Annotated in this window: 14 protein-coding genes; 4 read left to right on the top strand and 10 right to left on the bottom strand. The window is 52.0% G+C overall.

Going from position 1 to position 17571, the window contains the following annotated elements:
- Positions 1-110 precede the first annotated feature (110 nt).
- The 3 genes from carB to dapB form a co-directional block, all read right to left on the bottom strand.
- Positions 111-3335: a carbamoyl-phosphate synthase large subunit gene (carB, locus tag AC0Z7K_RS15540; protein WP_413527794.1), complete on the bottom strand. Its 3225-nt coding sequence runs from the start codon at positions 3333-3335 to the stop codon at positions 111-113.
- Between the two features lie 17 nt (positions 3336-3352).
- Complete coding sequence (gene carA / locus AC0Z7K_RS15545; RefSeq protein WP_485615110.1) at positions 3353-4522, bottom strand: glutamine-hydrolyzing carbamoyl-phosphate synthase small subunit; 1170 nt, start codon at positions 4520-4522, stop codon at positions 3353-3355.
- 478 nt (positions 4523-5000) lie between these two features.
- On the bottom strand, positions 5001-5822 hold the full coding sequence (dapB, locus tag AC0Z7K_RS15550; protein ID WP_485615111.1) for a 4-hydroxy-tetrahydrodipicolinate reductase: 822 nt from the start codon (positions 5820-5822) through the stop codon (positions 5001-5003).
- A 693-nt stretch (positions 5823-6515) separates the two neighbouring features.
- Between dapB and AC0Z7K_RS15555 the strand changes: the two genes are divergently transcribed.
- Together AC0Z7K_RS15555 and AC0Z7K_RS15560 are read left to right on the top strand one after the other, a co-directional pair.
- Complete coding sequence (locus AC0Z7K_RS15555; protein WP_485615112.1) at positions 6516-7667, top strand: porin; 1152 nt, start codon at positions 6516-6518, stop codon at positions 7665-7667.
- Positions 7668-7813: 146 nt separating this feature from the next.
- The gene (locus tag AC0Z7K_RS15560) at positions 7814-8689 is read left to right on the top strand and encodes an SMP-30/gluconolactonase/LRE family protein (protein ID WP_485615113.1); all 876 of its coding nucleotides are present in this window, start codon (positions 7814-7816) and stop codon (positions 8687-8689) included.
- A gap of 76 nt (positions 8690-8765) precedes the next feature.
- On the opposite strand, the gene ispH is transcribed toward AC0Z7K_RS15560, so the two are convergent.
- The 5 genes from ispH to ribF form a co-directional block, all read right to left on the bottom strand.
- The gene (gene ispH, locus AC0Z7K_RS15565) at positions 8766-9719 is read right to left on the bottom strand and encodes a 4-hydroxy-3-methylbut-2-enyl diphosphate reductase (protein ID WP_413527789.1); all 954 of its coding nucleotides are present in this window, start codon (positions 9717-9719) and stop codon (positions 8766-8768) included.
- Positions 9700-10170 (bottom strand): FKBP-type peptidyl-prolyl cis-trans isomerase, encoded by a 471-nt coding sequence (gene fkpB, locus AC0Z7K_RS15570; RefSeq protein WP_413527788.1) that lies wholly within the window; start codon positions 10168-10170, stop codon positions 9700-9702. The genes ispH and fkpB overlap by 20 nt, the downstream gene beginning before the upstream one ends.
- A gap of 5 nt (positions 10171-10175) precedes the next feature.
- Positions 10176-10682, bottom strand: coding sequence for a signal peptidase II (gene lspA / locus AC0Z7K_RS15575; RefSeq protein ID WP_112168208.1), 507 nt, complete (start codon positions 10680-10682; stop codon positions 10176-10178).
- The gene (gene ileS / locus AC0Z7K_RS15580; RefSeq protein ID WP_485615114.1) at positions 10682-13498 is read right to left on the bottom strand and encodes an isoleucine--tRNA ligase; all 2817 of its coding nucleotides are present in this window, start codon (positions 13496-13498) and stop codon (positions 10682-10684) included. Before ileS ends, lspA begins: the two co-directional genes overlap by 1 nt.
- A 62-nt stretch (positions 13499-13560) precedes the next feature.
- Positions 13561-14499: a bifunctional riboflavin kinase/FAD synthetase gene (gene ribF / locus AC0Z7K_RS15585; protein WP_485615115.1), complete on the bottom strand. Its 939-nt coding sequence runs from the start codon at positions 14497-14499 to the stop codon at positions 13561-13563.
- Between the two features lie 178 nt (positions 14500-14677).
- Here ribF and AC0Z7K_RS15590 point away from each other — a divergent pair, with 178 nt between their 5' ends.
- Together AC0Z7K_RS15590 and rpsT are read left to right on the top strand one after the other, a co-directional pair.
- A complete protein-coding gene (locus AC0Z7K_RS15590) occupies positions 14678-14821 on the top strand; it encodes a hypothetical protein (protein WP_413527786.1) in 144 nt (47 codons plus the stop codon).
- Between the two features lie 117 nt (positions 14822-14938).
- Positions 14939-15202, top strand: coding sequence for a 30S ribosomal protein S20 (rpsT, locus tag AC0Z7K_RS15595; RefSeq protein ID WP_056776784.1), 264 nt, complete (start codon positions 14939-14941; stop codon positions 15200-15202).
- Positions 15203-15282: 80 nt separating this feature from the next.
- Here rpsT and nhaR read toward each other — a convergent pair whose 3' ends face one another.
- Positions 15283-16173: a transcriptional activator NhaR gene (nhaR, locus tag AC0Z7K_RS15600; RefSeq protein WP_485615116.1), complete on the bottom strand. Its 891-nt coding sequence runs from the start codon at positions 16171-16173 to the stop codon at positions 15283-15285.
- A gap of 71 nt (positions 16174-16244) precedes the next feature.
- Positions 16245-17420 (bottom strand): Na+/H+ antiporter NhaA, encoded by a 1176-nt coding sequence (gene nhaA / locus AC0Z7K_RS15605; protein WP_413527784.1) that lies wholly within the window; start codon positions 17418-17420, stop codon positions 16245-16247.
- Positions 17421-17571 lie beyond the last annotated feature (151 nt).

A 17571-nucleotide genomic window follows, 5' to 3' on the forward strand; every position in this document is an offset into this window, starting at 1 on the left:
TTATTTTATTTACTTCAGCATACGCAACTTTCGGCGTTCGGGTGAAAGTCGGAGGCATAAAATGAAAAAGGCGCAGCTTTCGCCGCGCCTTTTGCTTACCGATTATGCCATTAGCCTTTGATTTTCGCGTGCATTTCCTGCACTGAAATCACCTGCTCTGTCGGGTCTGAAGACAGTGCCATCGCTGTGGCGAAACCGCCGTTCAGCGTGGTGTCGTAATGCACTTTGTATTGCAGAGCGCTGCGACGGATCAGCTTGGAATCTTCAATCGCCTGACGGCCAGCCGTGGTGTTGACGATGTACACATACTCACCGTTTTTAATACGGTCCTGAATGTGTGGACGGCCTTCATGCACCTTGTTGACCAGGCGCGGGTTTATCCCGGCTTCGCCCAGCACGACGGCGGTACCGTGGGTTGCATCCAGCTCAAAGCCGCGTTTAAGCAGTTTCGCCGCCAAATCGACTACGCGACCTTTATCGCCTTCACGCACTGACAACAGCGCGCGCCCCGCTTTCTTCATGCCGGAGTTACTGCCAAGCTGCGCTTTGGCGAAGGCTTCAGCGAAGGTGCGGCCAACGCCCATCACTTCACCGGTAGAACGCATTTCCGGCCCCAGAATCGGGTCAACGCCTGGGAATTTGTTGAACGGCAGCACCACTTCTTTCACGGAGTAGTAAGGCGGAATAACTTCTTCGGTGATGCCCTGCTGCGCCAGCGTCTGACCAGCCATTACGCGGGCAGCCACTTTCGCCAGCGGTACACCGGTCGCTTTAGAGACAAACGGTACGGTACGCGCGGCGCGTGGGTTGACTTCAATCAGGTAGACTTCGTTGTTCTTCACCGCGAACTGGACGTTCATCAGGCCGCGAACGCTCAGCTCGAAGGCCAGCTTCTCAACCTGATGACGCATCACGTCCTGAATTTCTTTGCTCAGCGTGTAGCAAGGCAGCGAACATGCGGAGTCACCGGAGTGCACGCCAGCCTGTTCGATGTGCTCCATGATGCCGCCAATCAGTACGCGCTCACCGTCACAAATCGCATCGACGTCAACTTCTATCGCGTCATCCAGGAAGCGGTCCAGCAGCACCGGCGCGTCGTTGGAGACGCTGACGGCGTTCTGGAAGTAACGGCGCAGGTCGATTTCGTCATACACGATTTCCATCGCGCGGCCACCCAGAACATAAGACGGGCGGACTACCAGCGGATAACCCAGACCGCTGGCTTTCTCAACAGCTTGTTCGATGGTCGCTACGGTGGCGTTCGCTGGCTGTTTCAGGCCCAGACGGTGAACCGCCTGCTGAAAACGCTCGCGGTCTTCGGCGCGGTCAATCGCGTCCGGGCTGGTGCCGATAATCGGCACGCCAGCGGCTTCCAGCTCACGCGCCAGCTTCAGCGGCGTCTGCCCGCCGTACTGCACGATGACGCCTTTTGGCTTCTCGATGCGCACGATTTCCAGCACGTCTTCCAGCGTTACGGATTCGAAGTACAGACGGTCGGAGGTGTCGTAATCGGTGGATACGGTTTCCGGGTTACAGTTCACCATGATGGTTTCGTAACCGTCTTCACGCAGCGCCAGTGAGGCATGCACGCAGCAATAGTCGAACTCAATCCCCTGACCGATACGGTTCGGACCGCCGCCCAGCACCATGATTTTTGGTTTGTCGTTAGTCGGGTTGGATTCGCACTCTTCCTCGTACGTGGAGTACATGTAGGCGGTATCGGTAGAGAATTCCGCCGCGCAGGTATCCACGCGTTTGTAGACCGGATGCAGATTGTATTTGTGGCGCAGTTTGCGGACTTCACTTTCTGAAACGCCCACCAGAGTCGCCAGACGCAGGTCAGCAAAGCCTTTACGTTTGAGCATGCGCAGATAGTCGTGGGTCAGGATGTTGAAGCCGCCTTCGGCCACTTCGTTTTCCAGTTTCACCAGCTCTTCAATCTGCACCAGGAACCAGCGGTCAACGTTGGTCAGGTTAAAGATACCGTCAACGGACATCCCGGCGCGGAAGGCATCGGCGATGTACCAGATACGCTCGGCACCGGCTTCTTTCAGCTCGCGACGGATTTTGGTCAGCGCTTCCGGGTCATCCAGATTCACTTTCGGGTCGAAGCCGCTTGCGCCAACTTCCAGACCGCGTAACGCTTTTTGCAGGGATTCCTGCTGCGTGCGGCCTATCGCCATCACTTCGCCGACAGATTTCATCTGCGTAGTCAGACGGTCGTTAGCACCGGCGAATTTTTCGAAGTTGAAGCGAGGAATTTTTGTCACAACATAGTCGATGGACGGTTCAAACGACGCAGGCGTTTTACCGCCGGTGATGTCGTTCATCAGTTCATCGAGGGTATAACCCACAGCCAGTTTGGCCGCCACTTTGGCAATCGGGAAGCCAGTCGCTTTTGAAGCCAGTGCAGAGGAACGGGAGACGCGTGGGTTCATTTCGATAACAATCAGACGGCCATTTTTCGGGTTCACTGAGAACTGGACGTTGGAGCCACCGGTTTCTACGCCGATTTCACGCAGTACTGCCATCGAGGCGTTACGCATGATTTGGTATTCTTTGTCGGTCAGGGTCTGCGCCGGTGCCACAGTAATGGAGTCACCGGTGTGGATGCCCATTGCATCGAAGTTTTCGATAGAGCAGACGATGATGCAGTTGTCGTTTTTATCACGCACCACTTCCATCTCGTACTCTTTCCAGCCAATCAGCGACTCATCAATCAGCAGCTCTTTGGTTGGGGAAAGATCCAGACCGCGTTCGCAAATCTCTTCAAACTCTTCGCGGTTGTACGCGATACCGCCACCGGTGCCGCCCATGGTAAATGAAGGACGGATAATGCACGGGAAGCCGACGTCAGCGGCAACCGCCAGCGCTTCTTCCATTGTATGGGCGATGCCCGAACGCGCCGTGTCCAGACCGATTTTTTTCATCGCCACGTCGAAACGGCGGCGGTCTTCAGCTTTATCAATGGCATCTGCGGTCGCGCCGATCATGGTCACGCCGAATTCTTCCAGCACGCCCTGACGTTCCAGTTCCAGCGCACAGTTCAGCGCGGTCTGGCCGCCCATGGTCGGCAATACGGCGTCCGGGCGCTCTTTTTCGATGATTTTGCGTACCACTTCCCAGGTAATCGGCTCGATATAAGTCGCATCAGCCATGTCCGGGTCGGTCATGATGGTCGCGGGGTTAGAGTTCACCAGAATGACGCGGTAACCTTCTTCACGCAGCGCTTTACACGCCTGTGCACCCGAGTAGTCAAATTCACAAGCCTGGCCGATCACAATCGGGCCCGCGCCCAGAATCAGGATGCTTTTTATGTCTGTACGTTTTGGCATTTTTTCTTGCTCCTGATTTATTTGCCTGTAAGAGCGGCGTTGTTGTGAGAAGCGCGGAAAGCGTTAATCAGTTCGATGAAGTGATCGAACAGTGGCGCCGCGTCGTGCGGGCCCGGGCTGGCTTCAGGGTGACCCTGGAAGCTGAACGCCGGTTTGTCCGTGCGGTGGATACCCTGAACCGTGTGGTCGAACAACGATTTGTGAGTCACACGCAGAGTCGCGGGCAGATTGTTTTCATCTACTGCGAAGCCGTGGTTTTGCGCGGTGATCATCACCACATTGTTGTCGATATCTTTAACCGGATGGTTCCCGCCGTGGTGGCCCAGTTTCATTTTCAGCGTTTTTGCGCCGCTGGCTAATGCCAGTAACTGATGGCCGAGGCAGATCCCGAAGACCGGGATATCCGTTTCGAGGAACGTTTTGATGGCGGCGATGGCGTAGTCACAAGGCTCCGGGTCGCCAGGGCCGTTAGACAGGAAGATGCCATCCGGATTGAGTTTCAGCACGTCAGCGGCAGGCGTTTGCGCCGGAACTACCGTCAGGCGGCAACCGCGGTCCACCAGCATACGCAGGATGTTGCGTTTTGCGCCGTAATCATAAGCCACCACGTGGAATGGCAGTTCGTCTTGTTTCTTCGCTTCCGGCAGCTCGCCTTCAAGCGTCCAGCTGCCTTGCTGCCAGCTGTAAGATTCAGCGGTCGTCACTTCTTTCGCCAGATCCATCCCTTTCAGGCCCGGGAACGCTTTGGCTTTTTGCAGCGCCAGTTCGGCATCCGGAGAATCGCCCGCGATGATGCAGCCGTTCTGTGCGCCTTTTTCACGTAACAGACGGGTCAGCTTGCGGGTATCGATGTCGGCGATGGCTACGATGTTGTTGCGTTTGAGGTAATCAGAAAGGTTTTCTTCACTGCGGTAGTTGCTGGCAATAAGAGGAAGGTCGCGAATGACCAGGCCCTGAGCGTGTACTGCGGAAGATTCTGCGTCTGCGGCATTGGTGCCGACATTACCGATATGGGGATAAGTGAGAGTGACAATCTGGCGGGAATAGGAAGGATCAGTGAGGATTTCTTGATAACCGGTCATCGACGTATTGAAGACCACTTCCCCCACTGCCGAACCTTCTGCCCCGATGGCCCGACCGTGGAATTGGGTTCCGTCTTCCAGAACCAATAACGCTGACTTTATCAAAGCATCCTCCAAGAATAATAAATCACAATATTTGCATATTAATTCAGATAACCCGATCTAAATCAATGCAAAAATCGCTCCGGAAGCCAATTTTCGGCAAATTGCGCGCATTCTAATGAGGGCAGTCCGGTTTGTCTACCAAAAGCGCCACTATTTCTCTATTTTTCGCACAACTCAGTGAAAAGGCTTCGTCACAGCCACGAAAGCATGGCCTAAGTGAGCATAGTAACCGTTTGCGGAAGACGATGTCTGAAAATCAGTGATAAAAGTGGGTAAGAGTCAGTGAGGGAGATCGGATGAGTTTAAAAAACACTCACATGGCATGTTAAAAAAACAGTAAACCATAAATAAAACAAGTTACCATTACCAATTGGCATTAAACCCGTATTTTTCAATAAAAAAGAGAAGGGCAATCAAGGAACTGCCCTTTTATCAAAATATTATGACCAAAACAACCACATCACATCTAAATCATTTTCTACAAATCATCTAACCCAAGCACGTCGCGCATGTCATAAAGACCTGACTTATGCGACGAAATCCACTTTCCTGCACGAACAGCGCCATTTGCGAAGGTCATGCGGCTGGAAGCCTTGTGTGTAATCTCAACACGCTCGCCGATATCAGCAAACATCGCGGTATGTTCACCAACGATATCGCCGGCACGGATAGTGGCAAAACCAATACTTTTTGGATCGCGCTCGCCGGTATGTCCTTCACGGGCATACACCGCGCACTCCTTGAGGTCGCGTCCCAGCGCACCGGCAATTGCTTCGCCCATCGCCAGCGCAGTGCCTGATGGCGCATCTACTTTATGACGGTGGTGGGCTTCCACAATTTCGATATCGGTATAGTCGCCCATCACTTTGGCGGCTTTTTCTAAAAGTTTGAGAACGACGTTCACGCCCACGCTGAAATTGGCGGCGAAAACCACCGGAATGACCTCAGAAGCCTGCTTAATCGCGGTCTTACCTGCATCATCGAAGCCCGTAGTGCCGATAATCATACCTTTATGGTGTTTCTGACAGAATTCCAGATGCGCCAGCGTACCTTCCGGACGGGTGAAATCGATCAGTACATCAAAATCGTTCGCTACAGCGTTCAGATCTTCATTCACTTTGACGCCTGCATTTCCGATCCCCGCCAGCTCACCGGCATCGGTGCCCACAAGCGTGGAACCCGGACGCTCCAATGCCGCGCCAAGCACCACGCCTTCGGCTTCAGAAACGGCCTGGATCAGCTGCCGGCCCATACGACCACCTGCGCCAACGATGGCCATGCGAATATCAGCGTTACTCATAAATACTCTCTTTTTATAGGGGTTCTGCCGTAAAACAGAATCAGGTTAGCCACCCTGTTATCGGGTAGCCAGCAAAATTGCCTCATAATTAGAAAATTATGATACAGGCTGGTTAATATCAGTAAAAAGCATCTGATTTAAGGTTACCAACTTAAATGATTTGTGTTAACCGAATAGCCAAACTGGAACTGAGAGAGGGGAAAGCTGTAAAAACGTGCAAAAATCCTGTTCGCATAACGATTCACTTTTCTGCATAAGTGTCTGAAATCAATTCAGCCGCACATCAGGGCACCGTTCGCGTAGTGGAATTTGCGCCCTTCCCTCAGAATTCAGTTTTACAGTATTCGGTGTCTGATGAAAGACAATCTGTCAGCGACATCTGCAAACGCATTATTTCATTCTGCCTGAATGACAAAAAAGCAGCTATCAGCTTACAACTTAGATCTAAAACATTAATTTTTTATTATATGCCATCAAATCATATTGATTAAATCAATAAATATGATAATAAGTAGCCAGCTAATTTTAACCGGCGAAATTTAATTTCTGACCGGTCAAAAATTAAGTAGCCTGGATGCATGAGGCGCGTCTTCACCCTTACCTGATTGTCATGAGTAAGGGGAAAATACAAAAACACACATGTCCAATTTCACTGTTAGTTATTTCAAAACAAGGTGTTGGCAAGGGAATTACATGAACTTCAAATTGAACAAAGTCACTCAGGTGGCTACTGCTGGCCTGTTATTTGGTCTGGCATCTTTCGCTTCACACGCAGAAATCACGCTGATCAAGCAAGATCCACAACCTAACGATCCCCTGAGCCGTTTAAACTTCCAGATTGGCGGGAGTATTCGTCCGCAGTGGAATATGGAAACCGGCGATAAAGATAAAGGTTCGTATAAAAATAATGGCTTCGACGGCGGCTCCCGCTTCCGTTTCTCCACTGATTATTATCTGTTTGATGATATCAGCTGGGTCAGCTACTACGAACTGGGCGTCAACTTCCCTGCCCTGATGGGCTGGGACGACCACTACGCGGACGGCGCTCACAACACCACGCGTCGCCAGCTCTACACCGGCCTGAAAAGCAAAACCTACGGTCAGCTGACCTACGGCCAGCAAAACAGCGTGTACTACGATGTGGTCGGCGCTAAAACCGATATATGGGATTACGACATGCTCGGCCAGGCGCCAGGTAACGGGGTCAACGGCGACTACGACGGGTCTTACCGCTCCCGTAAAATGCTGAAATACAAAAACACCTTCGGGGCGGCAGATGTTTACGCCTCTTACCTGTTCTCAGATAACGATCTGCTGACCGGCGACGGCCTGCGTTATAAACGTAAAGGCGGCGGCTCTGTGGGTGTGGATTACCACATCACTAAAGATCTGACATGGGGTACTGCGTATAACTATACCAACGCAGAAATGAAAAACCCGGGTCAGCACAGCTCCACGAATTACGACCAGAATATTGTCGGTACGGCGCTCAGCTGGAAACCGGGCAACTGGACAGCCTCTTTCGGTGGCGGTTATTACAACAACTTCCTGACCACCAAAAAGAAAACGGATAATAACTATTTCGCGGGCGACGCTTACGGCCTGGAATACTTCCTGGGCTACGCATTCCCAATCAATCAGTACGCAGTGAAAACGGTTCAGCCTTACTTCATGGGCGACCGTATGACTTACGTCACTGGCCGTAATTATCAGCGTATTGATAATGGTCTGGGTCTGTCTGTTCAGATGGATTACGGCTTCCGCGTCGATTACGAACACGTATTCAGCTCCACCACCGATGATCGTGGTGATATGAACCTCGTTCGCCTGAGATACGATTTCTAAATTTCAAAAACCTTAACTTCAGGGGCCGGTTTACGTCTTATTGACGTGCCGGCCCTTTATTTTTACACCTTTTCCCCTATCCCACGCGGGCAAAGCCGGACTAGACTGAATGCAACCACATCTTATCCTTCAAGGAGCGCTTTACGATGTCCGTATTATTCCGGTCCGACGTGACCGCCATTGGCGATTATCGAGCCGAATTGGGTGAAACACCCGTCTGGTGCCAGCGCACGCAATCATTGCTGTGGGTCGATATTCTTGCTCAGCGCGTTTTGCGTTACTGGCCCGAGACAAAAGAAACTGAAATCCACGACCTGCCGAGCGTAACCAGCGCCGTACTGATGACGGAGAAACGTAACCAGTTTTTACTCGTCTCTCAGGATGGCATCCATTTGTACGATTACGAAAACAAAAGCCGCCAGACATTGTGCGGGTATCCTGGTGCAGAAGGTACACGACCGAACGAAGCCGCTATCGCGCCGGACGGTTCGCTATGGTTTGGCACGCTGGATATCAAAGAGGAAAAAAATAACGGCGCGTGGTATCGCTATGAAGCAGGTGCCGATGCACCTGAAATGATGCTCGATAACGTGGGGATCACCAACACCCTGGTCTGGTATGAAGGCAAAGTCTGGTTTGCAGATACGAAGAAAAACCGCTTCTACTCTGCCAACGCACGCCGTATTAATCCGCAGAAGATCTCTTGCTTTTCTTCCGGTGATAAATCTCCGGATGGTTCAGCGCTGGCACAAAATGGGTGGCTGATCACCGCCTGCTGGGGATCGAAATGTCTGTTACGCCAGCAAATTAATCAGGGTGAATTGCTGACTCTTGATACCGTGCCGGTACCTGTGACGCAGCCAAGTTGCTGTACTTTTGGCGGCCCTGATATGACCGAACTCTACATCACGTCAGCCCGTAAAAATCTCGACGCTCCTCACGCGCTGGAAGGCGCGCTGCTGCATGTACAAACGTCAACGGTGGGTGCGCCACAGAATTTGTTCAAACTACAAAAGGCTTAAATCGGCCAGAACGCCCATAAAAAAACCGGCCACGAATGAGCCGGTTTTTGATTTTCTGCACGGTAAGTGAGACAAATCAGTCGATCTGTTTCACATCCACACGCAGTTCTTTTGGCACTTCAAACACGATATTCTCTTCGCGCCCTTCGATGTTAATCACATCCATCCCGCCAAAGGTTTTCAGCTTGCTTATCACATCCTGCACCAGAATATCCGGTGCGGAGGCGCCCGCCGTGACGCCGATGCTTTTTGCATCTTTCAGCCAGCTTTCCTGAATATCCGCCGCAGAATCGATCAGATAGGAAGGCACACCGACGCGCTGAGCCAGCTCCGCCAGACGGTTGGAGTTGGAGGAGTTTTTCGATCCGACAACCAGCACCACATCCGCGCCATCGGCCAGCGTTCGCACAGCTTCCTGACGGTTAGTGGTGGCGTAGCAAATATCATCTTTACGCGGCCCGATAATTTTCGGGAACCGATCGCGCAACGCATCAATGATGGCCGACGTGTCATCCACCGAAAGCGTGGTTTGCGTCATAAAGCACAGGTTGTTTTCGTCTTTTACCTGCAATTTATACACATCTTCCGGCGCCTCGACCAGATACATGCCGCCTTTCGGATTACTGTACTGGCCCATGGTGCCTTCAACTTCCGGATGACCGGCATGACCAATCAGAATCGCTTCAGTGCCTTTACGGCTGGCACGCGCGACTTCCATATGCACTTTGGTCACCAGCGGACAAGTGGCATCAAAGAGCATAGTGAGATCACGTTCTTTCGCTTCCGCCCGAACCGCCTGGGAAACCCCGTGGGCGGAGAAAATCAAGATTGAGCCGTCCGGTACTTCGCTGATTTGCTCGATGAAAATCGCACCACGCTGACGCAGGCTGTCAACCACATAACGGTTATGTACCACTTCATGACGCACGTAAATCGGTGCGCCATACAGCTCAAGCGCACGTTCAACAATGCTGATGGCGCGATCGACACCTGCACAAAAACCGCGTGGGTTAGCCAGCAATATCTGCATGTTTCTCCTCCAGTTGCGGGTCGATTTCCAGCACTTCGATATCGAAATCGATGTACTGTCCCGCCAGCGGATGATTGAAATCAACAGTGATCGAATCTTCTGTCACTTCACGCACTACGCCCGGCATTTCATTACCGTCACGACCACTGAACAGCATGATGGTGCCGACATCCGGCACCCCTGTTTCCTGGAAATCACGACGCGAGAAGAACTGCACCAGATCCGGGCTTTTGGTACCGAAAGCCGATTCCGGGGACAGAGTAAAAGCATGCTTATCCCCAACGCTCAATCCGGTCAGCTGATTTTCCAGCGCGTCAGACAGGCTGCCGTCGCCGAGGCGAAACAGCGCAGGTTTTCCATTCGCGCGGGTAGATTCTGCCGTCGAGCCATCTTCAAGCTTCAACGTAAAATGTACCAGCACGGCGCTGTCGTGTTTCACCTGTTGAGACATATTTCTTATCCTTTGGTCTTCGCCGCTTCGTTCGGTTTCGCGAGGAAACCTTCCAGCACGACCAGCACTGCGCCAACGCAGATAAAGCTGTCGGCCAGATTAAAGATCGGGTAGTGCCAGTCGTTCACGTAGAAATCGATAAAGTCGATCACGAAGCCGTGCACCATACGGTCAAACATGTTGCCCAGCGCGCCACCAATGATCATCGCAAATGCAATGTTATTCAGACGCTGCTTTGCACTGCTGCGGTACATCAGCACCAGCAGAACCACCACGATAACCAACGCAATCGCCGTGAAGAACCAGCGCTGCCAGCCACCTTTATCCGCCAGGAAACTGAACGCTGCGCCCGGGTTATGAGCGTAGGTCAGATTAAAGAACGGAATCAGCGGCATGGACTCACCGAGCTGAAAATGCCCCATGACCAGAAACTTACTGCCGAGATCGACGATAACGACGAGAACCGCCAGCCAAAGCCAGCGGAGTCCGGTAGAACAGAAAGGTTTAGTCATTATGCAAACTTACGCTCTTCGCCGTCACCGGCAATGTTAGTCACACAACGGCCACAGATGTCGCTGTGTTCCGCATTCTGGCCGATGTCAGTGGTGAAATGCCAGCAGCGCGGGCACTTCTCGCCTTCAGCTTTTGCCAGACCAATTTTCAGGCCTTTCAGCAATTCGCTGGCCTGCGCTGAATCATCCGCTTCAGACAGCGCGGCAACTTTCGCACCGGAAGTCAGGAGCACAAAGCGCAGTTCGTTGCCCAGAGAACGCAGATCTGTTGCCAGCGCGTCGTCTGCATATAAGGTCACGGCGGCTTCCAGAGAACCGCCCAGACGTTTATCAGCACGCGCCTGTTCGATCACTTTGTTCACTTCGCCACGCACTTTCAGCAGCTCATCCCAGAACGCATCGTTCATGGATTCGTTACCGATCAGGCCAAACAGACCGTCGTACCACTCTTGGGTAAAGACGAACTTCTCGCGGTTACCCGGCAGTTCAGCCCAGATTTCATCAGCAGTGAAGGACATGATTGGCGCCATCCAGCGTACCAGTGCTTCGCAGATGTGATACAGCGCGGTCTGGCAGCTGCGGCGCGCAACGCTGTCGCTCTTCGCGGTGTACTGGCGATCTTTGATGATATCCAGATAGAAGGAACCCATTTCGATCGAGCAGAACTGCATCAGACGCTGAACAACGCCGTGGAAATCATAGGCTTCGTACGCAGCAATGATCTCGTCTTGGGCGGCTTTCGCGCGGCCAACTGCCCAGCGATCCAATACAACCATTTCTTCCGGGGCCACGCTGTGCAGCGCCGGATCGAAACCGTTCAGGTTCGCCAGCAGGAAGCGCGCGGTGTTACGGATACGGCGATAAGAATCGGCAGCACGTTTGAGGATTTCGTCGGACACGGCGATTTCGCCGGTGTAATCCGTAGATGCCACCCACAAACGCAGAATGTCGCCACCCAGCTTATTCATCACGTCCTGAGGCGCGATGGTGTTACCGATGGATTTAGACATTTTACGGCCCTGACCATCGACGGTGAAACCGTGAGTCAGTACCTGTTTGTAAGGCGCTTTGCCTTTCATTGCCGTGGAAATCATCAGAGAAGACATGAACCAGCCGCGATGCTGGTCAGAACCTTCAAGATACAGATCCGGTGAATGACCGTTGAACTCAGGACGCACGTCTACAACGGAGGAATGCGTAGAACCGGAGTCAAACCAGACGTCCAGCGTATCTGGCACTTTGACGTAATCGGCAGCGTCTGCGCCCAGAATCTCTTCAGGATTCAGATCCCACCACGCCTGAATGCCATCGGCTTCAACGCGTTTTGCCACTTCTTCCATCAGCTCAAGGCTGCGCGGATGAAGCTGTTCGGTATCTTTATGAACAAACAGAGACATCGGGACGCCCCACGTACGCTGACGGGAAATACACCAGTCAGGACGGTTAGCGACCATGTTTTCGATACGCGCCTGACCCCAGTCAGGGATCCACTGCACACCTTTGATCTCTTCCAGAGATTTCTGACGCAAGCCTTTCTGATCCATGCTGATGAACCATTGTGGCGTAGCGCGGAAGATGATCGGCGTTTTGTGACGCCAGCAGCACGGATAGCTGTGGTTCATTTTCTCAACGTGCAACAGTGCGCCTTTCTCACGCAGCAGTTCAACGATCAGATCGTTAGCTTTAAAGACGAATTTGCCATCCAGCATCGGGTAAGTACCAGGCAAGTAGCAGCCGTTCGGTCCAACCGGGTTTGCGACTTCCAGACCGTATTTCTGGCCAATGACAAAGTCATCAGGACCGTGACCAGGTGCGGTATGTACAGCACCGGTACCGGCATCGAGAGTGACGTGATCACCAAGGATGGCCGGCACATCGAAACCGAGGAATGGATGCTGGAATCGCAGCAGTTCAAGATCCGCACCTTTGCATTCGCCCAACACGGTCCACTCAGTGATACCGGCACGCTTCATCACGCTTTCAACCAGATCGGTGGCCAGGATCAGGCACTGACCTTCAATCTGCACCAGCTGATAAGAAAACTCAGCGTTAAGTGAAATCGCGCGGTTAGCCGGCATGGTCCACGGGGTGGTGGTCCAGATGACCAGAGAAATCGGACCATTGAAACCAGTGGCACCAAATTTCGCAGCAACAGCGGCAGCATCCGTCGCATTAAACGTCACGTCGATAGACGGAGATACTTTGTCGTAATATTCAACTTCGGCTTCAGCCAGTGAAGAGCCGCAATCGGTACACCAGTGAACAGGTTTTGCACCTTTATGCAGATGACCATTGCCGATGATTTTACCCAGCGCACGAATGATGTTGGCTTCAGTTTTGAAGTCCATGGTCAGATACGGATGATCCCAGTCACCGAGCACGCCCAGACGGATGAAATCTTTCTTCTGACCTTCAACCTGTTCAGCGGCATACTTGCGGCAGGCTTCACGAAATTCTGCCGCCGTGACTTTCTCGCCCGGCTTACCAATCAGCTGTTCAACTTTCAGTTCAATCGGCAGACCATGACAATCCCAGCCCGGAACATACGGCGCGTCGAAGCCCGCAAGTCCTTTGGACTTGATAATCATGTCTTTGAGAATTTTGTTTACTGAGTGACCAATATGAATGCTGCCGTTCGCATACGGAGGGCCGTCATGCAAGATAAAGGTTTTCTTGCCTTTCTTGGCAGCACGAATAATCCCGTACAGATCCTGGTCATACCAATTCTTCAGCATGTCAGGTTCACGCTTGGCCAGATCGCCACGCATCGGGAACCCTGTTTCCGGCAAATTCAGGGTGTTCTTGTAGTCACTCATAGATTCTCGGTTCCGTTTTTCGGCTGGATTCCAGGCGTTGTGACACGCCTGTCAGTACAAGTTTAGCGTGGTGTCTTTAACCCGAAAAATTCCCGGGCCGTCACCTCATCGTTCGCAATTTGTTGCTTTAACGCATCAAGCGAGGAGAAACGCTGTTCGTTGCGCAATTTTGCGCGAAGCACCACGTCAATGTGGCGCCCGTATAAATCTAATGTGGTGTCGAGCAGGTGAACTTCCAACTGCTTGCGCACGCCACCGACCGTCGGACGAATACCAATATTGGCAACGCCCGGCAAAGGTTCCGGGCCAAGGCCGAGAACTTCTACGGCATACACGCCGCGAACCGGTGAAACCACGCGCTTTAACGGCACGTTGGCCGTTGGGAAACCAATAGTACGTCCCAGCTTATCACCATGGACGACGCGCCCTGAGATACTGAACGGATGGCCCAGTAAATTTTCGGCCAGTGCTAAATCATCGTCACGCAGCGCATCACGGATAGCGGTGCTGCTGATGCGATTTCCGCCTTCGCGGAAGGTCTGGGTGCTGATCACTTCAAAGCCATACTCTTTCCCGGCTTTCTGCAACAGCTCAAAATCCCCCAGACGACCAGCGCCAAAGCGGAAATCATCCCCGACGGTCAGGAATTTAACGCCCAACTTTTCGACCAGCAGTTGGGAAACAAACGCCTGCGCCATATGTGCAGCAAACCGGGGGTCAAAATGCACACATAAAAGATAATCTACGCCGCACCCGGCCAGATACTTGGCTTTGTCACGCAGGCTGGTTAAGCGTGCAGGGGCTTTATCACCCGCAAACAGTTCCAGCGGCTGTGGTTCAAAAATCATCACCATCACCGGCAGACCCAGACGTTGACCTTCCAGCTTCAGCTGTTCGATCAGGCCCTGATGGCCTCGGTGTACACCATCAAAATTGCCAATAGTCAGCACACATCCATGATGGCGTGCTCGAATATTGTGTATTCCGCGAATTAGCTCCATAGCTGGCTCAAATCCAATGCTGACTCATAAAGATGGAAATCGGCGGATTATACCTTGTACAGCCCGCAAGGTTAACCAGCGATTCGCAGGATCACACCATTCTCTCTTGCATACGGCAGATATTGCGGTTCAAATGGCGGCGTGGCGATGAAAATCTTTCCTTTCGAGCAGGGAATGCGTGACTTTTCGCATAAACAAAGCGTTAATGGCCGCCGTGGGCAGTTTGTACACTCTCCTGTCGATTTTTCTCGCGAAAGACTGTATTCCGATGCCGGAAGCTGTTAAAATCCTGCGCCATCACAACGTAACAAGCGACGTGTAAAGTTCACGCTTTAAAACGCCGCTTATTTGCACAAATCCGTTGACAACAGAAGACCGAAAAGGCATATTCCTCGGCCTTTGAATTGTTCATCAATAGAAAAATATTTGGGAGTTGGCCTTGGCTAATATCAAATCAGCTAAGAAACGCGCCGTACAGTCAGAAAAACGTCGTAAGCATAACGCGAGCCGCCGTTCAATGATGCGTACCTTTATCAAGAAGGTATACACGGCTATTGCAGCAGGCGACAAAGCTGCTGCACAAAATGCATTTAACGAAATGCAACCAATTGTGGATCGTCAGTCTTGTAAAGGCCTGATTCACAAAAACAAAGCAGCGCGTCATAAGTCAAACCTGACTGCGCAAATCAACGCAATGCAATAATTGCATTACGCTGATATGCTTGATAAAAAAACCGGCTCACGCCGGTTTTTTTATATCTAAAATTTGAGCCTCTGCTTTTACTACAGCTCAAACAGCGCCGAAAAATCAGTGTGACAAATCCGCTGAACCGAAGGATGTTGGATCATGCGTTCGGCAAAAATCACGTAGTACTCTTCCAAAATGCCCTCCACGCGCCCCACTTCAATAATTTTTTCTTCCTTAAACTCAGTAGAAGAGTAAATCGCCGGCGCGACAAATATCGCATCGTTGTTCATCCCGAACGCTTTCATCAGTGCCGCATCATCGAACTCACCGAGAATGTTCACTTTCAATCCCTGCGTATTAAACCAGTTCAGCAATTTCCGTCCCAGCATCGAACGACGCCCGGGGATCAGCAGCGGACTCTGTTCCAGACAGGCAGGAAAATCGGCACCCGCTGGCGGGTTGCAGCAATAGAAGCTGATCGGACTCTCACCCAGCTTGACTGAGAACAACCCCTCCTGCTGCGTTGAATCCACCGGGCAGTCCGACAGAATCATATCCAGCTTATGCAAGCTCAGCTGTTCCAGCAGCATTTCGTGGGTGGATTCAAAACATCGCAAATGAATTTGTGCGTTGTCCGGTACGGCAGCTTTCAGCACACGGCTGACCAGCCGTTTCGACAGCGCATCGGCCACGCCAACGTCAAACAACAGGCTCGACTCTTTGCGATAATTAACGATATCCAGCATTTCCTGGCTGAGGGTGAACATCTTATCGGCGTAGCGATAAACCAACTGCCCCAACTCAGAGGGCACCAGACCGCGACCCTGACGTTTGAAAAGTTTGCCACCTAACCGTTCCTCAAGCGATTTAATCTGCCCGGTGATGGTCTGTGGCGTCAGATAGAGCGCCTCGGCGGCGCCTACGACAGAACCTTGTTTACAGACGTGCCAAAAATAATACAAATGGTTGTAGTTAATATGAGGCATGTTTTCATCCGCTCCTGAAATATGAAGTCTGCATCAGGCTGCATGCCTCCGTGCATGCAGCCTGTTCATCACTATTTGAGGGCTTTCTTAGGTAAAGCACGGCTTAGCAATATGTAACCCAATACGGCAGAAGCAACAGAGCCCATCAGGATACCCATTTTTGCGTAAGTCAGCAGTGCAGGATCACGCGTCGCAAAGGCCAGTGAGCCGATAAAAATCGACATCGTAAAGCCGATACCGCACAACACTGACACGGCAACTATCTGGCTAAAGGTAATGCCTGATGGCATACGGGTCACACCCAATTTTAGTGCTACACCGCTGAAAAGAATGATGCCCAGTGGTTTACCTAACAGCAATCCGGCAGCGATACCCATCGGTAACAGGGAGAAAGCACCGGCAGCAGAAACGCCCTCTAAAGAGATCCCCGCGTTAGCAAACGCAAAGACCGGCAAAATAAACCACGCGACATAAGGATGAATACCGTGTTCCAGACGACGCGCCGGTGACGGTTTTTTATCTTTAGTATTCAGCGGGATCAGGAACCCGAGGATCACACCGGCGAGCGTGGCGTGAACGCCAGACTTCAGCACGCAGACCCAGAACACCGCGCCGACAATCAGGTATGGTGTCAGTTTTGTCACCCCGCGCCAGTTCATAAATGCCAATGCCGCGATGCAAACTGCAGACAGCCCCAACGCCATCATGGAGACATCATGGCTATAGAATAGCGCAATGATCACAATCGCCCCGAGATCGTCAATGATCGCCAGTGCAAGCAGGAAGACTTTCAAGCCAGTCGGCACGCGGGAACCCAACAGCGCCATCACGCCCAATGCAAATGCAATGTCAGTGGCCGCCGGAATAGCCCAGCCCTGACGGGCAATCTCATCGCCGCCATTGAACAGTAAGTAAATAAGGGCTGGTACAACCATGCCGCCCACCGCAGCAATGGCTGGGAATAATGCCTGCTCGCGGTTCGCCAGCGCCCCTTCGCACAGCTCACGCTTCACTTCGAGACCGATCATCAGGAAAAATACCGCCATCAGACCATCGTTAATCCAGAGTAAAAGTGGTTTATCGATCAGCAATTCTGAAAAACGCAGTGTGACCGGAATATCCAAAAATGCCTGATAAGCGCCCTGTAAAGGGCTGTTGGCCATGATTAATGCCACGATGGCAGCCAGGATCAGTACGATCCCCCCTGCGGCTTCCAAGCGTAAAAACTGACGAATTAAATTCGACATTCTGACTCTCCTGTAGAAAAACAGTGGCGATAAAAGGATTGCCACAATGGAATGCGCGAATTGTACACAACCCATTAACTCGTAAAAAGTCGATTATATCTGGAGTATAACTCGGCTTTTACGAGTCGTTTTCATCCCGCAACCGCTTTGT

This window comes from Rahnella sp. 1L-D-7-B-C2 (assembly GCF_057290995.1).